Below are 20,050 nucleotides of genomic sequence, written 5' to 3'. Positions count from 1 at the left end.
AGAAACACCAATGAAATTTATAAAAGTACCATTGATATTAACACTTGCCGCTATTGGGTTTGGTTCTGCTCAAGCGAAAGATGACATCTATATTCCAGTGGTCAGTAAAGGTTATCAGCACGAGTTTTGGCAAACAGTCAAATTGGGTTCGGATACGGCAGCAAAAGAACTCGGTATAAGAACTAGCTTTGTTGGCCCAGCAGATGAAACACAGATCTCCCAACAGATTCAATTAATGGAAGACATGATGGCTCGTCAACCTGACGCTATATTGCTTGCCGCTCTGGACGCAAATGCGCTTGTGCTTCCTGTAGAAGAAGCAACATCGAGAGATATCAAGATCGCAACATTTGATTCTGGGGTTAATTCAGATATACCGAAAAGCTTTATTGCGACGAATAACGTAAAAGCGGGAGGCGATGCCGCCATGGCGTTAGGCAAAATGCTTGATGGCAAAGGTAAGGTAGGAATAGTCGCTCACGTGGCTGGTACGCAAAGTGCGATTGAACGTTCTGAAGGCTTTATCAACGCGATGAAGCAGTACTACCCGGATATCTTATTGCTTGATGTCCAATATAGTGACGGAGACCCACAAAAATCAATGGATAAAACGATTGATATGTACCGCGCTAATCCGGATTTAGCAGGGGTTTATGCCACCAACGAAGGTGCGACTCTAGGAGTAGGTAACGCGATCGATAGCTTGAATCTGTCTGGAAAGGTTTTAGTGATGGGTTTTGACAGTACGGAAGGCATCATCAGTTTTCTAAAATCGGGCACCATTCAAGGCTTTGTTGTTCAGGATGCGTATCAGATTGGCTACCAAGGTTTGAAAACCCTTTATAGCGTACTTGAAGGCAAAGAAGTACCAGCAGTCATTGATATTCCGGTAAAGGTTATTACTGCTAGCAATATTGACAGTCCAGAAATGCAAACGTTGTTGTTCCCATTTGGAAAATAAGCACGCATTAATTCCACGGTAGTAAAAAGGGTGGCATTGGCCTCATCAGATACCAGCCTTCCTACCGTGACAGTAACGGCAATGATTAAATACCGTCGGTCTAGGCTTCACTATATTGAACGGCATTGGTACCCCACTCGAGATAAATTTATCACGTTGGAAATGTGATAAAGCGGGAAAACAAATTTAATCCAACGATGTTGGAAACGAGAAATTAAATATGACAAATCTAATTAAAATCGGTATTCGTCCAACGATTGATGGTCGCCAAATGGGTGTGCGAGAGTCATTGGAAGAGCAAACAATGAATATGGCTAAATCAGCTGCATTATTTATTGAGAAAAATCTTCGTCATACAAGTGGCGAGAGAGTGGAATGCATCATTGCTGATTCTTGTATTGGTGGTGTTGCAGAAGCTGCAGCCTGCGCAGATAAATTCAAAACAGAAAATATTGGATTAACACTTACCGTGACACCTTGTTGGTGTTACGGCACAGAAACCATTGATATGGACCCGCACTTGCCAAAAGCCATATGGGGTTTCAATGGAACTGAACGTCCTGGAGCCGTATATCTTGCCGCTGCGATGGCAGGACACACGCAGCTAGGACTACCCGCATTTTCTATTTATGGTCAAGAAGTTCAAGACTCTGATGACACGAGTATTCCATCGGATGTCCAAGAAAAAATATTACGATTCTGCCGTGCAGGTTTGTCGGTAGCGTCAATGAGAGGGAAGTCATATCTCTCAATGGGGTCGGTTTCAATGGGTATTGCCGGCTCTGTCGTTAACCCTGAATTCTTTCAAAAATATTTGGGAATGCGCAACGAATATATCGATATGACGGAAATTAAACGTCGCCTTGACCGCGAAGTTTATGACAAAGAAGAGTTTGAATTGGCCTCAAGTTGGGTGAAAGAATTTTGTCCAGAAGGTCAGGATTATAACAGTACTCCATTTACTGAAGAGCGAAAATCCGAGGATTGGAAAACCGTCATTAAGATGACCATGATTATGCGTGACCTTATGCAAGGAAATCCCAAATTAGCCGAGCTTGGATTCAGTGAAGAATCTCTTGGTCATAACGCTATCGTTGGTGGGTTTCAGGGACAACGTCACTGGACAGATCATCTGCCTAACGGAGACTTCAGCGAGTCTATTTTAAATTCCTCATTTGACTGGAACGGCATTAGAGAACCGTTTGCCATCGCTACTGAGAATGACAGCTTGAATGGTGTCAACATGCTATTTGGCAAGTTATTGACCGGTGAAGCACAAGTGTTTTGTGATGTTCGTACGTATTGGTCTCAAGACGCAGTTGAGCGTGTGAGTGGCTATCGACCAGAAACAGGTTTCATTCATCTTGTTAACTCCGGTTCTGCCGCATTAGATGGAAGTGGTGAAGTCACCGATGGACAAGGAAAGCCTTGTATTAAACCACATTGGGACATGAATGAAGAAGACGTTAAGAAATGTCTTGGTGCAACGGTATGGCCACCAGCGGTAGAAGAATACTTTCGAGGTGGCGGCTTCTCTTCTAACTTCCTGACTAAGGGGGCAATGCCATTTACCATGCATCGCATTAACATCGTTGCTGGACTAGGCCCTGTTTTACAAATTGCGGAAGGGTATTCAATTGATTTGCCAGAAGAAGTACACAGCACATTAGATGAACGTACTAATCCAACATGGCCAACGACATGGTTTGTTCCTCGCTTGACAGACAGTGGCGCTTTTAGAGATGTCTACTCCGTCATGGCTAACTGGGGGGCTAACCATTGTGTTATTACCCACGGACATATAGGTGCTGACCTGATCACTATGGCGTCTATGCTTCGTATTCCCGTCTCTATGCATAATGTCAGTGAAGAAAACGTTTTTCGTCCACACTCGTTCTCTGCATTTGGTCAAGATATTGAAGGGCAAGATTACCGTGCCTGCGCCAATTTTGGTCCGCTTTATAAGTAACTTGTATTGGCATCCGCGGTTGCGGGTGCCTGTTTTAAGGAAGAATTATGTCGATTGTCGTAATACTTGATTGTGGTGCTACCAATGTACGAGCTATCGCCGTGAACAATCAAGGCGATATTGTTGCTTCACATCATCTTCGTAATGAAACGGTACAAAGTACCGACCAACCAGTTAAGCATGTGTGGGATTTCGACCGAATATGGAACAAATTAGCGGAGTGTTGTCAAAAAATCACTACGCAAATAGATAGCGATGATATCTGTGCTGTATCGGTAACAACCTTCGGTGTTGATGGGGCACCTTTCGACGTGGACGGACATCAACTATATCCAATTATCTCTTGGAAATGTTCTCGAACGCTTCCTGTCATGATGACGGTTGAGCAAGATATTGATAGAGCAGAGTTGTATAAAGAGAACGGTATAGGTGATTACAGTTTTAATACTTTATATAAGTTGAAATGGCTTAAAGATCACGAACCTGACGTCTATAAAAAAATGGACAAGTTTGTGTTTATCTCTTCGATGATCGCGTATCGGCTTACGGGAAATCTTACGACCGACCGTACTATGGCGGGTACATCGATGTTAACGGACCTAAAAAGTGGCCATTGGCGATCCCGCACCCTTGATTACCTCGGATTAACATCGAAACATTTTCCTCCGTTAATCAACGCAGGGGAGGAAATTGGTCAGCTAACAGGTGAGATAGCACAGCAGCTAGGTTTACCGAATAACATACCAGTAATCTCTGCGGGTCATGATACTCAGTTTGCTCTGTTTGGTTCTGGTGTTGGAGAAAATCAACCGTTCTTAAGTTCTGGTACTTGGGAAATACTGATGGCTCGAACTCTGTGCCCCTCGTTAAAAAGCGAGTACTTGTTGGACGGGCTCACCACAGAGTTAGATGCGAAAGCCGACCTCTATAATCCGGCAATACAATGGTTATCGAGTGCGGTTATGGAATGGATTTCCGGTACTTTATTCAACGATATAAGCGATCAAAGCGATAAGTACGCGTTGATGATCAGTGAAGGTAATGCGATACCAGTTGGCAGTAATGGTATCCATTTTAACCCCCACTTTTTACCCAATAAAGAGGGTTGCGGAAACGGCAGCATAAAAGGATTGTCGATCAACACGACCCGCGGTGAAATTTATCGCGCGGCATTGGAAGCTTTGGCTTATCAACTTCGACGAAGCCTTATTAGGTTATCTGAAGTTAGTGATTTTAAAGCGGAAAATTTAGTCGTCGTTGGTGGTGGTTCAAAAAATGCGCTGTGGAATCAAATTAGAGCGGATGTATTAAACATGCCAATACTCGTGGTTGATCAGCCAGAATCTACAGTGATAGGTGCCGCTATGTATGCATTTGCAGGTACAGGCATTTTTGATAGTGCAGATGGTGCCCAACTCGCGATGAAACCATCGTATACAACCATTTACCCCAGCAGTGATGAAGCCTTATACCAAGAGCTATATGAGGAGTTTTGTCATGCTTAAAGGTATTCATCCGGCGGTGAGTCCAACTTTACTAAAAGCGCTGAGTGAGATGGGGCATGGTGACGAGATATTACTGGCAGACGCGCACTTTCCAGCCCATACCTTTGGCAGAAGGGTAATAAGGGCAGATGGGGTAGGCGTCAACGTTTTGCTAGAAGGTATCATTCCCTTATTTGAGTTAGACCAATATAGCGAAGCCCCATTAATAATGATGCTAGCGGTAGAAGGCGATAGCCTCGATCCATTGGTTGAAGAGAAATATCGAGCGGCAATACACAAATCATTGGATCCAATTCCCAGTGTAGAAAGAATAGAGCGCTTTGCATTTTATGAACGCGTTAAAGATTGTTATGCCGTTGTATTAAGCGGAGAAACCGCAAAATACGGCAACATTATTTTAAAAAAGGGTGTAACCACCTACTAAGGACTAATCATGACACGTAACGAATTATCACAACAAATTATTGATACTTGTATTGAAATGACTCGGCTTGGCCTTAATCAAGGAACGGCTGGTAATGTCAGTGTGCGCTTTGATAACGGTATGCTTATCACTCCTACTGGTGTTCCATATGAAAAATTAACACCAGAACATATTGTTTATGTAAGCAACGAAGGTGAGTTTGAAGAAGGCAAGTTGCCGTCAAGCGAGTGGTTATTCCACCTTACTTGCTATAGAACTCGAGACGACGCTGATGCGGTGGTCCATAACCACTCCATTAATTGTGCTGCTGTTTCTATTCTTAATAAACCGATCCCGGCTATTCATTATATGGTTGCTGCATCAGGTGCTAACGAGATCCCTTGTGTTCCTTATGCCACATTCGGTAGCGCTAAACTTGCTGACAATGTTGCCGAAGGGATGGCAAAAAGTAAGGCGATTTTACTTCAACATCACGGTCTTATAACCGCAGAGCAAAACTTAGACAAAGCACTTTGGTTAGCGCATGAATGTGAAGTGCTTGCAGAACTGTATTTAAAAACGATGGCGATTCAAAAAGATATTCCAATTCTGGACGACGCTGAAATGGATGTTGTGCTAAATAAATTCCAATCTTACGGCCTTCGCGTAGAAAAATAATAAATCAAAGCCTGCTCTTCGCAGGCTTTTTTAACTCTTGAGGTATATGAAATGGTATTTTCTCTAAATTTACCACGGTTAGCGATGTCTGGCGTTGGCGCGGTGGCAGAGTCCGTTGACGTGCTTACACAGCAACCCGTTAATAAAGCGTTGGTTGTGACGGATAAAAATTTAATCGATTTGGGTATATTGGATTCGCTTTTTTTATCGTTGGATGAGAAAGGAGTAAGTTATGTTGTATTCGATAAAGTAACACCAAATCCAACCGCGAGTTTGGTTCGAAGTGGTCATCAATTTTATTTAGAAAATCAATGTGATTGCTTTATTGCTGTTGGTGGAGGGAGCCCTGTCGATTGTGCCAAAGCCATTCGTATTATGGCTTCTAATCCGGGAGATATCTGTGATTATGATGGTGTCGGTTTGGTCAAGAATAGTGGCGATTTCTTTATCGCTATAAATACAACCGCAGGCACGTCAGCTGAGATGACATCTAATTCGGTTATCACCGATGAAGAACGTGCAGTTAAGATGGTCTTGGTTGATAGCAAACAGATACCTGACGTTTCGGTCAATGATCCTTCTCTTATGGTTGGATTGCCGTCAAATGTTACTGCGGCAACAGGCATGGATGCATTAACTCATGCCATAGAATCTTATGTCACACCAGGTGCGCATACCTTAACTCAGCCGACAGCATTAGAAGCAATAAGACTGATTAGTCTCTGGTTACCCGTTGCCGTTGAAAATGGCAAAAATATTGAAGCTCGTGCAAAAATGGCGGACGCACAATTTCTCGCGGGAATGTCGTTCAATAGTGCAGGCTTAGGTTTGGTTCACGCTATGGCCCATCAACCAGGCGCAACACATAATCTTCCGCATGGTGTATGTAATGCAATTCTACTTCCTGAAGTCTGCGAATTTAATGCTCAAACTCAACCAGAGCGTTTCCGTGCAGTAGCGGAGGCCATGGGAGGAAATACGAGTCAACTCAATGATAACCAAGCTGCCGAGTTAGCTGTAGAGCTGATTCGTCGCCTATCTAAGCAGGTCGGTATTCCATCTGGATTTACGGAACTTGGAATTAAGGCGTCTGACTTAGGGCAATGGATAGATAAAGCGATGCAGGATGTCTGTCTAGGTGGTAACCCTCGCCAACCGACACCGGATGAAGTCAAAGCGTTGTACGTGTTGTCTTTATAGTTCACCTCTTTCTCTCTAAAGGTAGTCGGCATTTCAATTGCCACTACCTTTATTTCCTCAGTAAAGACCAAAGGTATGTCGTTATGTCTATCGTTCAGCGTACTGTGTTCGGATTTGTTTTAATGTTTACCTTGATGCTCATTATCGCAATAACGAATTATTCAAATACGATCAAGTTGAACAACCAAATAGAGCAGATAACAAGTCGGTCAAATCCGATTTTACTTGCCACATTACCGCTTCAAAAAATAATCCAAAATAGTCATCAATATTTTTCTACCTATATTTCGCAAGTAAATAGTTCTGAGCTTGTTGCAATACGTAATCAGGTTCTTGAGCAAAAAGTAAAGTATGTAAAGGCGATAGAGCATCTACAGAGCTTTGATCCGGGCACGGATGAGATTGACCAAATTAATGGTATTAATGTGTTGACCGACCAGTACTTTATCAATGTATTGCAAAGTATGTCCGCACATGAAAAATTGATCATGACGAGAGAGGCGTTAATGGTGACCAACAAAGACCTGATCAAGCTGGAAGATACGTATACGTGGGCAAAAGAGCAGATAACGGATGAGTCATCGACAAGCCGTGTTATAAAAAACAAAGTAGAATTTATTATTAGTAGTGTTGATCAAGGTTTAAAAAATATTCGTAGGATCGATAAGAATATCGATATTGCCATCGCAAAGAAAAAATTGGAGAACGATACTAAAATTGCTATTCAACGTTCTCAAGGTTTGGAAATATCAGCTCGTACTAAAGAGCAGTTTATTAGCATCATTGAGAAACTAAGAGCGATCACGCTGACGGACCATGGTTTGTTTAATAACCTTATTAAAGAACGTGCTTTGCACGAGGAAAGTACGGCGTATTTTGAGCGCGCGTCAATAGATATAAACAAGATACAGAATCAGATTCAAGGGCTAACCAATCTGGCTCAAGAAAAGGCATTAGAGAGCACTTCAGAAGCGGAGACAGTGGCCAATAGAGCGATCATGACCACGATCTCAGTCGCCGCGGTTTCAGGGGTCATTGCTTTAATCATTGGCTACACCATTGCAATTAGTATCAAGAGACCAATCGGAAAAACCAGTCCGGTATTAATAAAAATGGCAGAAGGCGACATGACTCAGAGAACCAACTATGTTGACAAAACAGAGTTTGGTGTCATCTCCAGAGCGATAGACACATTAGCAGACAATACCTCATCGATATTGAAGGAGATAGGAGAAGGCTCGACGGTGTTAGCGAAAGAGGCCTCTCGAACCGCAGAAATCAGCGAAAGAACCCTCGATTTGGTGGAGCAGCAAAAGACAAAAACTGAACTGGTCGCAACGGCGATAGCTGAATTAGAAGTGAGCTCAGGCGAAGTCTCTAACTATACGCGTAATACATTAATGGAAGTTGAAAAAACCAATGAAGCAACATTGATGGGTCAGAAAGAGGTGGTAAAAAACAGAGAAATCACGATGACGTTAGTCAACTCTATAGAAGAAGCGGTCACCTATTCTGAGCAATTAGGGAAAATAACCTCAAACATCGGCAGTATATTGGATGTTATTCGCAGTATTGCGGAGCAGACGAACCTACTTGCGTTAAATGCGGCTATTGAGGCTGCTCGGGCCGGTGAGCAAGGAAGGGGCTTCGCCGTTGTGGCAGATGAAGTTCGCGCCTTAGCGACCCGTTCGCACAATTCAACAGAAGAGATTCAACGCATGATTGAGAGCCTTCAAGAGAGCTCTACACAGATAACCAATGTGATGGTTAAAAGCTTGCAACAGACGAACAGTTGCGCGCATCAGACTCAACTCACAGAAAAGTCACTAGACGTCGTCACGTCTAGAATGAAAGATATATTTGATATGTCGAGTCAAATCGCCCACGCAGCACAAGAGCAGATTTCGGTGAGTGGTGAGGTTGCCATGTATATCAATGGTATTGCGGAAGGTGCACAGCAAACGGGTATGGAAGCAAAACAGTCTGCTGATAGCAGTGGGGTTCTGGTTGAGTTAGCCCAGCGGCAACAAACGTTAATCGAACAATTTAAAGTCTAATGGATATTCAAATTATTATCCCGTCAGATCCAGTTATCAATTTAGGGTATTAGGAAACGTTATTATGGCAAAAATAAGCACTAAGTTATTTATCTCTGAAGGGAAAGCGATTCTTGGTATTGAACTAGGTTCAACTCGAATTAAAGCTATATTAATTGGTGAGGACCAACAGCCCATCTCAAGTGGAAGTTATCTCTGGGAAAATAAACTTATTGATGATAATTGGAGCTATGACCTAGATGATGTCTGGATCGGAATACAGGCTTGTTACAAAGATCTTTACGAGAACGTTTACCAACAACATAACGTTGAGTTAAGGAAGTTAGCAGGGCTGGGTATCAGTGCAATGATGCATGGTTACCTTGTTTTTGATCGTTCAGATAAGTTGCTTGCGCCTTTTAGAACATGGAGAAATAACAATACGTTAGAGGCATCGGAAAAACTGATGTGTGTCTTTGAACACCCTATTCCTCAGCGTTGGAGCATCGCCCATCTTTATCAATCAATATTGGATAATCAAGAACATGTTCCTAACATTGACTTTATGACAACACTATCTGGTTATGTGCATTGGAAATTAACAGGATGTAAGGTACTAGGCATTGGAGATGCGTCTGGTATGTTTCCAATTGATATCGATGAAACAGCATTTGATTCAGAGCTGATGATGCGCTTTGATCATTTAGTTAAAGGTGAAGTCCTGCCTTGGAAATTTGACCAAATTATTCCTGAAGTGCTTACTGCAGGGCAGAATGCTGGTTTCCTAACAGAAGCCGGAACTCTGTTATTAGACCCTAATGGTCAGTTGCAATCTGGTTGCCCGATGTGCCCACCGGAAGGTGATGCGGGTACGGGTATGATAGCAACGAACACCGTTTCAATAGGTACTGGTAACATTTCAGCAGGTACATCAATTTTCGCTATGGTCGTACTTGATGAGAAGCTTAAAAAAGTACACTCGGAACTCGATCTGGTCACGACACCAGATGGAAAACTAGTTGCGATGGTTCATTCTAATAACTGCTCATCCAATCTCGATGCTTGGATGCAGTTATTCAAGGAAGTCGCTCATGGACTAGGAAGTAATGTTTCTCAAGATGAACTATATGAAACGTTGTTTAAAACCTCCCATAAAGGTGATGATGATTGCGGAGGTCTTATGGTGTATGGCTATTTATCTGGTGAACATTTGACCCACTTTGAAAAAGGGTGTCCGCTCTTTCTAAACCCATCAGATAGCAAATTTACATTAGCCAATTTCATGCGAGCAAATTTACTGTCTGCTTTTGGTGCAATGAAGATAGGTATAGACATCTTAGTTGAAGAAGAAGGTGTAAACCTTGAAAAAATCTTGGCTCACGGTGGTCTATTCAAAACGAAAGGTGTGGTTCAACATCTTATGGCTACCGCTCTAAATGTACAAGTGGCGACAGTAGAGAATGCTTCTGAGGGTGGGGCTTGGGGTATTGCTTTACTCTCTTCTTTTTTAATAGACGAAGAGGTTAATCTTGATTCGTTTTTAAAGCGTAAAGTATTCTTAGCAGACGACGAGTTTATAGTCGGCCCAGAGAAAAAAGAATTCGAAGGTGTGCAAGAATTTATGAGGCGTTATAAAGATTGTTTACCCGTAGAACGAGAAGCCGTAAATCGCCTCACGTAGCTTTGAGCCAATCAGGAAGTATTCTGCGTCAAGCAATGGTGGTTGCTGATACTGCTTCTAGCGCCTATATGAGCCAAGGATGCTTATCGGAGTGACTGTTTACATTCCTGAGGCCCAGATATACATTGGTTTTCCCAATGTATATCCAACCGAACCTTCGTAATCAAATCCCTCTTTCAAATGTCTTTAAATAGTTTTTAGCTATCAAAATTATAGTTTTAATCGATTTAACTTATCGATTCAATCGATATATTCTGTTGTTATTGAGTGGATTTGGATAGAGTAATGGATATGGCAACAAGTGCGCTAATTGTTGAAGGTGGGGCGATGAGAGGTATATTCGCCAGTGGGGTGTTAGATGCATTTATGGAGAAAGCGTTCCTGCCTTACGATTTTGCTATTGGTGTTTCTGCCGGTGCTACTAATTTAGTAGGCTACCTTGCCAATGCACCTCAACGCAGTTTTAATATCATTACCACATTGGCAGTAGACAAAGGTTTTTTTAACCCAATACGTTTTACTAAAGGTGGGCATCTCGTTGATGTGAAATGGCTTTGGAATGAATCCAACCAACGTTACCCTCTCGATTCAGAAGTGCTATTTTCAAGTATCCCTATGTATGCCGCGATCACAAATATTGATACGGGTCGTGCGGACTACCATCAGATAAAACCTGACTCACTGTCTAACATTATTGAAGCGACAACCGCACTCCCTGTGGCTTACCGTGAAATACCGTGTTTTTCAGGTGGCTGTTATATCGATGGAGGTGTCGCTGACTCCATTCCAGTAAAAGAGGCGTATCGACGTGGCGCCCGTGATATCACGGTGATCCTATCCCATCCCCTTAGCTATCAAATGCAACCCAATAAATATCCGTGGTTAATAAAAAGGCTGCTATCTAAACACCCAAATATTGTGAAATCTATGATGGTAAGAGCCAATAATTATAATCAATCTCTTGAGTTCATCAGAAACCCACCCAAAGAGGTGATTATTCGAGTGATAGCGCCACCAGAAAACTTTGCTGTAAAGAGGTTAACAATGAATAAAGCTACATTGCATGACGGCTACCAGATGGGGATAACTGCCGGGAAAGAGCATCTATCCATTAGAAGTGGTACTTATGGGTTGAACGAAGAAAACTGCCATTTTTGTGTTTAATTATATGATATTAAATAATTAGTAATCGATTCGAGGTCGGGTTGAAAAAGTTGTTGTTTTAGTCTGAGGTCTAAACTGATTCTAAACCACTGCATTTTTCTGTTCTGTTCACCTCAGGCAGTAACAGTCAAAAAAATGCCCTACAAAAAATGGAAATAAAATGATGAAACAAAAAAAACTGACCACAGCCAATGGCTGCCCTGTTGCAGATAACCAAAATGTACAAACCGCAGGTCCTCGCGGACCTATGCTTCTGCAAGATGTATGGTTTCTTGAAAAGCTGGCTCATTTCGACAGAGAAGTTATTCCAGAAAGACGCATGCACGCCAAAGGATCTGGCGCTTATGGCACCTTCACCGTAACGCATGACATTTCTAAATATACTAAAGCCAAGCTATTTTCTGAAGTCGGCAAGAAGACCGATCTTTTTGTCCGCTTCTCTACCGTCGCTGGTGAGCGTGGTGCCGCAGATGCTGAACGTGATATTCGCGGGTTTGCAATGAAGTTCTACACAGAAGAAGGGAATTGGGACTTAGTTGGTAACAACACTCCCGTATTCTTCCTTCGTGATCCTTTGAAGTTTCCAGATCTAAATCATGCTGTTAAACGAGACCCTCGTACAAATATGCGCAGTGCTAATACGAACTGGGATTTCTGGACATTGCTTCCTGAGGCGCTTCACCAAATTACCGTTCTAATGAGTGAGCGTGGTATTCCTCGTACTTACCGCCATATGCATGGATTTGGGAGCCATACCTTTAGCTTTATCAACTCTCAAAATGAAAGGTTCTGGGTAAAATTTCACCTACAAACGCAACAAGGTATTGAGAACTTAACCGATCAAGAGGCGGAGGAATTGATTGGCAAGAACCGTGAAAGTCATCAACAAGACCTGTATGAGTCAATTGAAAGTGGTGAATTTCCTCGTTGGAATTTGAAAGTTCAAATTATGCCCGAGAACGAAGCTGGAGATTACCGCTTTCATCCGTTCGATCTCAGTAAAGTCTGGCCACATGAGGATTACCCACTGATTGATGTTGGTGTCATGGAGCTTAATCGAAATCCAGAGAACTACTTTGCCGAGGTAGAGCAAGCCGCATTTAATCCTGCCAATATTGTGCCTGGAATTGGATTTTCTCCTGACAAGATGTTGCAAGGACGATTATTTTCGTATGGAGACGCACAGCGTTATCGCTTGGGTGTCAACCATGCGCATATTCCAGTCAATCAGGCCCGTTGCCCTGTGAATGCCTACCACAGAGATGGAGCAATGCGTGTAGATGGAAACTACGGAAGTACAAAAGCATATGAGCCAAACAGTTTAGGTTTATGGCAAGAGCAACCGGATACTAAAGAACCGTCAATGCAACTTAATGGTGATGCGCATAGCTGGGATTTCCGTGAGGATGATAGTGATTACTTCACGCAGCCTAGAGATCTGTTCAACCTAATGACATCGAGTCAACAGAAAGCGCTCTTTGAAAACACGGCTCGCAGTGTTGGTGGGGCATCGATTGAAGTCCAACACCGCCATATCTCCAACTGCTCCAAAGCAGACCCTGCTTATGGTAAAGGTGTCGCTAAAGCGTTAGGAATTGCTTTAGAAGACAGTAAACAATAAGAAAAACCGCTCTTAACGGCAGGCCTTAGCTATTGGCCTGCCGTTAATTATCACTGACTTAACCAGCGAATGCTGAAAGGGGTATGGTATGAGAAACTGGAATGATTATAAGACAACCTATCGCAGTGAGTCAGATATCTTTGATTTCGCAAGAGTTGGTGACTTTAGAGGGCTTGTAAATATTTTATCTCAACATACTGAAATAGACTTAGATGCTAAAAATAACAGAGGCTACTCCCCACTTATGCTTGCCGTTTATAATGGAGAGAGAGATTTCTGTGAAGCGCTCTTGAGAAGTGGCGCAGATGCAAACTCGATGGACTTCATGAAGAATACAGTGCTGATGGCTTCAGCTTTCAAAGGTAATGTAGACATTATAAAGCTTCTATTACAATTTGGAGCAATAACCACGAATAGAAATAAGACCAACATGAATGTGCGAGACTGGGCGTTAATGTTTGGACGAACAGAGGTTGTACAATACCTTGATAATACATTTCCTAATTTAGTTGCTTCATCGAAAATTAAAAATTTCATAAGGTTTTTAGGACTTAGCTTTCTGATGATTAAGCCGAGGATACAATCCCAAGATAAGAGTGAATATTCTTAACGTATGTAAAATATGTCATCTGAATTAATCATGATACGTAATATTGTCGGGTGGATAGGGAGATAAAGGGCTTTTTTCTGAAGTGTTCTAACGAATATAATGACCTCAACATAAAATATTGATGAATGACTGTGATCCCACAAATTAATTGTGTGAAAGACCAGCGAATGTAAGTGATGCCCATCTAACTATTCGTATTCTTGCCTATCTCCTATAATTTTATAGGAGTAGTGTGGTGTCTCAAATAACCGGTTGAACACGAAATTTCAGAGGTAATTATGAGTTTGTTTTATGTTGATAAGAAAGCGCAAAATAATGGCGATCATGAGATTCACACAGCAACATGCACTCACGGTCCTGGGGTGCAAAATTGTGATCCACTTGGCTACCATACAGCATGCAGTACAGCACTGAATGCAGCTAAAGAAATATATCCACAATCAAATGGTTGCTATTACTGCTCATATTCAAGTTACAATTCTGAAGAAAAGTAAAAATGATGAAGGGCAATTAAATCTACTAATTGTCCTTTTTTAAGAACTACCGGCTTGTTCTTTCGCGTCTAGATTCACCACAATGTAACCGTTAATTTGTAAAGCGTAGAAGAATTGCTGATACCATTCCCCTTCAAAATATCTGAGCGACCGAACCTCGTTCAATCAATTCAACCGCAACACTGGAGCGCGTAGCAGCCTTGTTTGGGGTACTAATAGTTGTTAAGAGTTTATGTAACGCTGTCTGAGCAATTTTGTTGTAATCAGTACTGATCGTTGTAAGGGGAGGCACTGATATCGCTCCCACATCAAGATTATCAAAACCTATGACAGAAATGTCTTCAGGTACTCGAATACCGACACTTGATAAAGCCTCAATTAGTGATAACGCCATCATGTCGCAGATACAAAAAACCGCTGTGCACTGTTCGAATACTTTTTCTTTTATTAATAAAGGTAAAATCTCACGTGCACCAAAATCACCTGACGGATTGGTAATTAATGCCTTACCGACTAAACCTCTGTTTGACACTACCTTATCGATATAATCTATGAAATCGATCACCGTATCGGCTCTTTGATAGTCAACGCCAGCCATGGTGAGTGCTCTTAGAAAGCCTTCTGTACGTTGGAACGTAGAATGTCTGTCGTTTGCAGTGAGTATCTTAATACGTCTGTGTCCATGTTGGATAAGATAATCTGCCGCCATGAATCCGCCAAATTCATAGTCAGGAGAAATGCTTTGGGTTTTCATATACGGATCGACGCCGTTGATGATGACAACTGGAATACGTTTTCGCGCCATTAATTGAACAATATCTTCATTAGGGTTACCTAATATTAATAGGGCTTCTGTGTCGGATAGTCTTTGGCTCGCTTGGCTTGGAGATGTGAGTTGATTGAACATCGACATTTCTAACTGAATGGAGAGCTTGCTTGTCTCTAGCTTAAGCTCGCTAAGTAGGTTGCCATAAAAGGTATGCGGAGCAAAAGCGGAATCATCACAGACAACGGTTAATTTTTTGAAACTTGAGGGTATCTCAACGCTCTTACGCTTTTTTACGTAGCCAATCTCTTCAATCACCTCTAGCACTCGTGTGACAACATCAGGCTTCACAAGGGAGCTATCGTTTAATACCCGTGAAACGGTTGCTTTTGACACTCCAGCGAGCGATGCAATTAGATCGAGTGTTGGTTTACGTTTAATTACTTGTGTTTTATCCAAGGTTTTATCCATATTTTGATTTATCTTTATTCTGCTCTAGATCTGACAACGTACATTCATTTACCGGAATTAATTTGAATATATAGTTTATCACTTTTTTTGTACTGATCGTCATTTATGAAACGTTTCATTTAATATGAATGTTTCATGGCGTGATTTTAATCACAATAAGCTAATTTGTGCCGATATACTATAGATTTTAACATGTTTAATGCAAGTTCTAGTTCGTGAAACTATTAATAGTTGCAATAGAAATGAAACGTTTCACTAAATAGGTAAATGAATAAAGACATTTTTGAACAGTTGAGGCTTGATAGATGAACCATGCTTTCGAACAGATAAAGCTAGATATTATTAACAGTGTTGAGCGTAATGCGCCAATTATCGGTTTGAGAAATCCGATGGTTGGTGCTGGAGCGGAACAATACCAATGGCTATACCCAGAAGAGTATTTTTGGACAGACTCTTTTTGGACTGGTGAGCTTTGGCTTGCTTATATGATTACCGGTAAGCAAGAATTAAAAAATATGGCTCGCATGCGTTATTCACATTTGGCCAAAATCTTAGATACCCCGCTTTGGTTAAATCATGATTTAGGATTCGAATTTAGTCTTTCTGCGGTGGCAGATTACAAATTGACAGGCAATTTGAAAGCTCGAGATTTAGCGCTAAAAGCGGCAGAGGCATTGCGAAATCGTTACAACTGGAATGGTGAGTATATTGTCGCTTGGACTGCAGGGGCTGAAGATAAAGTTCATGCTGAAACCGTGCAAGGTAAGATTATTATTGATTGCATGCAGAATCTGCCTTTGTTGTTGTGGGCTTACGAAGAAACCAATATTGAATCATTTAAGCAGGTTGCTATTGGTCAGGCAGAAACGTCACTTAAGCATCTTGTTCGCGACGATTTCAGCACTTATCACACCTTTGATTTTGATCCTGTAACAAACAAACCTTTACGCGGATGTACGCACCAAGGCTACAGTGATGAATCATGTTGGAGTCGCGGACAAGCATGGGCAATACATGGCTTTGCGCAGTTAGCCTTGATGACTGGCGACATACGTTATGCCGAGCTAAGTGAAAAACTAACCGGTTATATGTTAGATAAAATCACGGATGACATGGTACCAATTTGGGATTATCTGCTTCCTGAAAATGAAATCCAATTTAAAGACACTTCTGCTGGTTCCATTACCTCTGCAGGTCTTTACGTTTTGTCAGAGTTCTTTAATAAATGTGGTCAAAAAGACAAGTCGGAACGATACGCAAAAATTGCAAGCCAGATGCTACTAGCATTACGTGAAAATTATGATCTGACGCAACAATTGGATGCTCAAGGTTTGCTTTCTAATTCAGCTTCGTCGGTTCCGCATGCGATGGATAGAGATCTACCTTATCTGGCAAATGCGATGCTTCCTTATGGTGATTATTACTATTTTGAAGCGACTTTGCGAGCAGCAGGGCATACCCATTTTTTTTGGTAGACAATAAAAATATACAAAATAATAAAAGGTGATATATGAAAGGATTTAACACAAAACTTTTACTTGTTAGTGCCTTAGTGCTGGCCTCTAGCGGCTTACAAGCAAAAACCTACAAATTTGCCACAAACATTCCAAGTAAAGATGCAGCAGGCACACTGTTGACTGAGCTTGGTGATAATATAAAAAATCGTACCGAAGGTCGCGTTAAGATTCGTTTCTTCTGGAATGGTACGTTAGGTGGACAAGCACAGTACTTACAACAGGTTCAAAGTGGGGTTATCGATTTAGGACTCGTTAATAGCGCAACCTTAGAAAATTTAGCGCCAGAAATTACTGGGGTTAATTTACCGTATGTGTTTAGAAGTTTAGAAGAGTATGAAGATACGATGCTAAATCCCGAAGTGGCGAAAATCATTGAAGATTCGGTTGCGGCCAAAAAGGTATACCCTATGGGTTTTCTTAGCAACGGATTTAGAAGTATTTACACCACGAAACCTACTTCATCACTTGAAGAGCTTGAAGGACTAAAACTTCGTACATCACCTAGCGATACTTACATGACGCTTATCAGAGCTTTAGGTGGAGTACCTACACCAATGGATTTTGGTGAAGTTTATCCTGCTTTGCAGCAAGGAATTATTGATGGTGCAGAAGGCGGTTTAGCTGGTCTTTGGGAAGTGAAGTTCGGAGAAGTATCTAAATATGCTTTGCGCACAGAACATACACGATTGACTGATTTCCTTATTGCAAGTGAGAAATTCACAACATCAGTAAGTGCCGATGATATGGTGATTGTGAAAGCAGAATTCTTAAAGACAACTAAGAAATCATTTGGTGCAGTAGCGGCTCAGATTGAGAAATCGGAAGCATTAGCAGAGTCAGAACTTGGTGTACAGTACACTGAAATAGATAAAGTGCCGCTTATCAAACGCATGCAGCCAATGTATGACGACGCACTTTCCAATCCAGTTAAAAAAGAGTTGCTGGAAACTATATTTAGAATCCAAGGACGTTAACGTTCAGGACTGGCAAGCTATCTATCGGTTTGTCAGTCCTCTCATTTCTAACGTATCGCAACTAGGATATTCAAATGAATCAGTTAGAGTCAGAAATTCCAAAGGTTTTCAAATGTAAGCCTTGGTCTTTCAACCAAGCCGTGGAAAAAACATTAAAGATAATTTTAGTTTCATTGCTTGCAGTAATGAGTATTCTCATCGTTTATCAAGTTGCCGCTCGTTACATATTTAACTCGCCTAGCGCAATGTCTGAAGAGTTATTGCGATTTTCGTTGATATGGTTGGGCATTTTAGGCGCTGCTTTGTGTTTTATGAAATCGACACATTTGAGTTTGCCGCTATTACTAGATTATGTCGGACCATCTACAAGACAAAAGATGGAACTGTTCAATCAGTATATGTATGTACTACTTGGTGCGACAATGATGTGGGGTGGTTACGTAGCATCCGTAAAAAACCTGAGTATGTTGACCCCAACGTTACAAGTTCCACTTGGTTTGGTACAAAGTGTTCTCATAATCAGTGGTGTTTTGATTGTTAGCAGTCAATGTTACAAAGTACTGCAAGAGGTAAAGCGTAAGCCAAGTCAGGCCATTATGTTGGCTATTTATGTCATTGTTTCTCTAACCACCTACTTTGGCTTCTCTTATGTAAAGGGCTTGGATGACTTTGATACCTACCTATATGACAATATTGAGATAATTTCCTTTTTCACGTTGTTTATCTCGTTTTTGTTCTTCTTGCTTATGGGGACATCAATTGCCGTAGGCCTTGCTTTTTCAGGAATATTTACATTATTTCTACAGATTGAATTTGTTGATCTTATCGGCACAACCAGTGAGAAACTGTTTAGTGGACTAGATAGTTTTGGTTTTTTAGCTCTGCCATTTTTCATCCTTGCAGGGAATATTATGAATCAGGGTGGCATTGCAAAGCGGCTTATTGTTTTTGCGATGTTAGTCGGTAAACGCGTGCCGGGAAGCCTTTGGCAAACAAATATTGTTGCTAACATGATGTTTGGTTCATTGTCTGGTTCGGCTATCGCAGCATCAACAGCAATTGGGGGAATCATAACGCCAATGGCTAGAGAAAAAAATTATGATATGCCTTTTTCAACGGCTGTTAATGCTAGTTCATCTATCGCTGGTATGTTGATTCCACCAGCGGGTGCGTTTATTGTTTACTCGATGATTACTGGTGGAAGTGCGTCAATAGCTGCACTATTTTTGGGCGGATATATCCCAGGGATTATCATCGGTCTAAGCGTTATGTTGGTAGCTTATCGCTTTGCTAAAAAGAACAATTACCCAGTAGATACCACTCATTACTCACTTGGTGATGTTACGCTCATTATTGGACGCGCACTGCCCAGTATGTTACTTGTATTTGTGGTTATTGGAGGGATTATTGGTGGCATGTTTACTGCCATTGAAGCCTCCGGTATCGCCGTTATTTATAGTTTGGTGCTGGCGATTTGCTATAGAACTTTGACCATCAAAGGTTTGATTAAGACTCTTTATGATTCCGCATTAAGTACCTCGGTTATTTTGTTTTTGATTGCTTGCTCTGGTCTGATGAGCTGGTCGATGACGTTTGCAAGTATCCCAGAAACTGTCGGCGAAATGTTGATTGCGGTAAGTGATAATAAATATGTGATTTTGTTAGTGATTAATATCACCTTGCTGTTGGTTGGTGTATTTATGGATATGGCACCAGCGCAGCTCATCTTTACACCAATTTTATACCCTGTGGTCACGGAAATGGGTGTCGACCCAGTGCATTTTGGCATCATTATGATTTACAACCTTTCCATGGGTATTGTGACACCACCTGTAGGGACCGTATTGTTTGTGTCGTGTGGTATCAGTGGTGAGAAGATTACCAATGTGATTCGGCCCCTTCTACCTATTTTCTTAGTGCAGTTTATCGGACTTTTACTGGTAACTTACTTTCCTATAATTAGTCTGGGCTTGCCTAGGTTTTTTGGACTTATTAATTAA

General features: G+C 41.5%; 15 protein-coding genes. 14 read left to right on the top strand and 1 reads right to left on the bottom strand.

The genetic code is table 11. From position 1 onward, the window contains the following. The first annotated feature begins 10 nt into the window (after positions 1 to 10). The 11 genes from L3V77_RS20510 to L3V77_RS20460 all read left to right on the top strand — a co-directional run bounded on the left by L3V77_RS20510 (position 11) and on the right by L3V77_RS20460 (position 13,828). The gene (locus L3V77_RS20510; protein ID WP_275138093.1) at positions 11 to 961 is read left to right on the top strand and encodes an ABC transporter substrate-binding protein; all 951 of its coding nucleotides are present in this window, start codon (positions 11 to 13) and stop codon (positions 959 to 961) included. 220 nt (positions 962 to 1,181) lie between these two features. After that, the gene (gene fucI / locus L3V77_RS20505) at positions 1,182 to 2,930 is read left to right on the top strand and encodes an L-fucose isomerase (protein WP_275138092.1); all 1,749 of its coding nucleotides are present in this window, start codon (positions 1,182 to 1,184) and stop codon (positions 2,928 to 2,930) included. Positions 2,931 to 2,977: 47 nt separating this feature from the next. Next, entirely contained in the window at positions 2,978 to 4,435 is a 1,458-nt protein-coding gene (gene fucK / locus L3V77_RS20500) for an L-fuculokinase (RefSeq protein ID WP_275138091.1), read from the top strand. After that, positions 4,428 to 4,859, top strand: a complete 432-nt coding sequence (fucU, locus tag L3V77_RS20495; protein WP_275138090.1) for an L-fucose mutarotase — start codon at positions 4,428 to 4,430, stop codon at positions 4,857 to 4,859. The genes fucK and fucU overlap by 8 nt, the downstream gene beginning before the upstream one ends. Positions 4,860 to 4,868: 9 nt before the next feature. After that, on the top strand, positions 4,869 to 5,516 hold the full coding sequence (gene fucA, locus L3V77_RS20490; protein WP_275138089.1) for an L-fuculose-phosphate aldolase: 648 nt from the start codon (positions 4,869 to 4,871) through the stop codon (positions 5,514 to 5,516). 51 nt (positions 5,517 to 5,567) lie between these two features. Beyond that, positions 5,568 to 6,716 carry a lactaldehyde reductase gene (gene fucO, locus L3V77_RS20485; protein ID WP_275138088.1) on the top strand — a complete coding sequence of 383 codons (1,149 nt, stop codon included), beginning with the start codon at positions 5,568 to 5,570 and terminating at the stop codon, positions 6,714 to 6,716. 83 nt (positions 6,717 to 6,799) lie between these two features. Next, positions 6,800 to 8,773 carry a methyl-accepting chemotaxis protein gene (locus tag L3V77_RS20480; protein WP_275138087.1) on the top strand — a complete coding sequence of 658 codons (1,974 nt, stop codon included), beginning with the start codon at positions 6,800 to 6,802 and terminating at the stop codon, positions 8,771 to 8,773. A 64-nt stretch (positions 8,774 to 8,837) separates the two neighbouring features. Further along, positions 8,838 to 10,433 (top strand): FGGY-family carbohydrate kinase, encoded by a 1,596-nt coding sequence (locus tag L3V77_RS20475; protein ID WP_275138086.1) that lies wholly within the window; start codon positions 8,838 to 8,840, stop codon positions 10,431 to 10,433. Between the two features lie 291 nt (positions 10,434 to 10,724). Then, entirely contained in the window at positions 10,725 to 11,597 is an 873-nt protein-coding gene (locus L3V77_RS20470; protein ID WP_275138216.1) for a patatin family protein, read from the top strand. 160 nt (positions 11,598 to 11,757) lie between these two features. Next, entirely contained in the window at positions 11,758 to 13,218 is a 1,461-nt protein-coding gene (locus L3V77_RS20465) for a catalase (protein WP_275138085.1), read from the top strand. Positions 13,219 to 13,306: 88 nt separating this feature from the next. Continuing rightward, positions 13,307 to 13,828: an ankyrin repeat domain-containing protein gene (locus tag L3V77_RS20460; RefSeq protein ID WP_275138084.1), complete on the top strand. Its 522-nt coding sequence runs from the start codon at positions 13,307 to 13,309 to the stop codon at positions 13,826 to 13,828. 627 nt (positions 13,829 to 14,455) lie between these two features. Here the strand turns inward: L3V77_RS20460 and L3V77_RS20455 are convergent. Further along, entirely contained in the window at positions 14,456 to 15,559 is a 1,104-nt protein-coding gene (locus L3V77_RS20455; RefSeq protein WP_275138083.1) for a LacI family DNA-binding transcriptional regulator, read from the bottom strand. Between the two features lie 305 nt (positions 15,560 to 15,864). On the opposite strand from L3V77_RS20455, the gene L3V77_RS20450 reads away from it, so the two are divergent. The 3 genes from L3V77_RS20450 to L3V77_RS20440 all read left to right on the top strand — a co-directional run bounded on the left by L3V77_RS20450 (position 15,865) and on the right by L3V77_RS20440 (position 20,050). Then, positions 15,865 to 17,034 (top strand): glycoside hydrolase family 88 protein, encoded by a 1,170-nt coding sequence (locus L3V77_RS20450; RefSeq protein WP_275138082.1) that lies wholly within the window; start codon positions 15,865 to 15,867, stop codon positions 17,032 to 17,034. 35 nt (positions 17,035 to 17,069) lie between these two features. After that, positions 17,070 to 18,050: a TRAP transporter substrate-binding protein DctP gene (gene dctP / locus L3V77_RS20445; protein ID WP_275138081.1), complete on the top strand. Its 981-nt coding sequence runs from the start codon at positions 17,070 to 17,072 to the stop codon at positions 18,048 to 18,050. A 74-nt stretch (positions 18,051 to 18,124) separates the two neighbouring features. After that, a complete protein-coding gene (locus L3V77_RS20440) occupies positions 18,125 to 20,050 on the top strand; it encodes a TRAP transporter large permease subunit (RefSeq protein WP_275138080.1) in 1,926 nt (641 codons plus the stop codon).

The sequence above is a fragment of the Vibrio sp. DW001 genome, assembly GCF_029016285.1.
In the GTDB taxonomy this organism is placed as follows: Bacteria; Pseudomonadota; Gammaproteobacteria; order Enterobacterales; family Vibrionaceae; genus Vibrio.
The sequence above is the reverse complement of the archived record's forward strand: the minus strand, read 5'-3'. Positions and strand labels throughout refer to the sequence as shown.

Bases quoted from the DNA above. Each gene is read 5' to 3' on its own strand.
- L3V77_RS20510 (WP_275138093.1), top strand. From the start codon at position 11: ATGAAATTTATAAAAGTACCATTGATATTAACACTTGCCGCTATTGGG.
- fucI (WP_275138092.1), top strand. From the start codon at position 1,182: ATGACAAATCTAATTAAAATCGGTATTCGTCCAACGATTGATGGTCGC.
- fucK (WP_275138091.1), top strand. From the start codon at position 2,978: ATGTCGATTGTCGTAATACTTGATTGTGGTGCTACCAATGTACGAGCT.
- fucU (WP_275138090.1), top strand. From the start codon at position 4,428: ATGCTTAAAGGTATTCATCCGGCGGTGAGTCCAACTTTACTAAAAGCG.
- fucA (WP_275138089.1), top strand. From the start codon at position 4,869: ATGACACGTAACGAATTATCACAACAAATTATTGATACTTGTATTGAA.
- fucO (WP_275138088.1), top strand. From the start codon at position 5,568: ATGGTATTTTCTCTAAATTTACCACGGTTAGCGATGTCTGGCGTTGGC.
- L3V77_RS20480 (WP_275138087.1), top strand. From the start codon at position 6,800: ATGTCTATCGTTCAGCGTACTGTGTTCGGATTTGTTTTAATGTTTACC.
- L3V77_RS20475 (WP_275138086.1), top strand. From the start codon at position 8,838: ATGGCAAAAATAAGCACTAAGTTATTTATCTCTGAAGGGAAAGCGATT.
- L3V77_RS20470 (WP_275138216.1), top strand. From the start codon at position 10,725: ATGGCAACAAGTGCGCTAATTGTTGAAGGTGGGGCGATGAGAGGTATA.
- L3V77_RS20465 (WP_275138085.1), top strand. From the start codon at position 11,758: ATGATGAAACAAAAAAAACTGACCACAGCCAATGGCTGCCCTGTTGCA.
- L3V77_RS20460 (WP_275138084.1), top strand. From the start codon at position 13,307: ATGAGAAACTGGAATGATTATAAGACAACCTATCGCAGTGAGTCAGAT.
- L3V77_RS20455 (WP_275138083.1), bottom strand. From the start codon at position 15,559: ATGGATAAAACCTTGGATAAAACACAAGTAATTAAACGTAAACCAACA.
- L3V77_RS20450 (WP_275138082.1), top strand. From the start codon at position 15,865: ATGAACCATGCTTTCGAACAGATAAAGCTAGATATTATTAACAGTGTT.
- dctP (WP_275138081.1), top strand. From the start codon at position 17,070: ATGAAAGGATTTAACACAAAACTTTTACTTGTTAGTGCCTTAGTGCTG.
- L3V77_RS20440 (WP_275138080.1), top strand. From the start codon at position 18,125: ATGAATCAGTTAGAGTCAGAAATTCCAAAGGTTTTCAAATGTAAGCCT.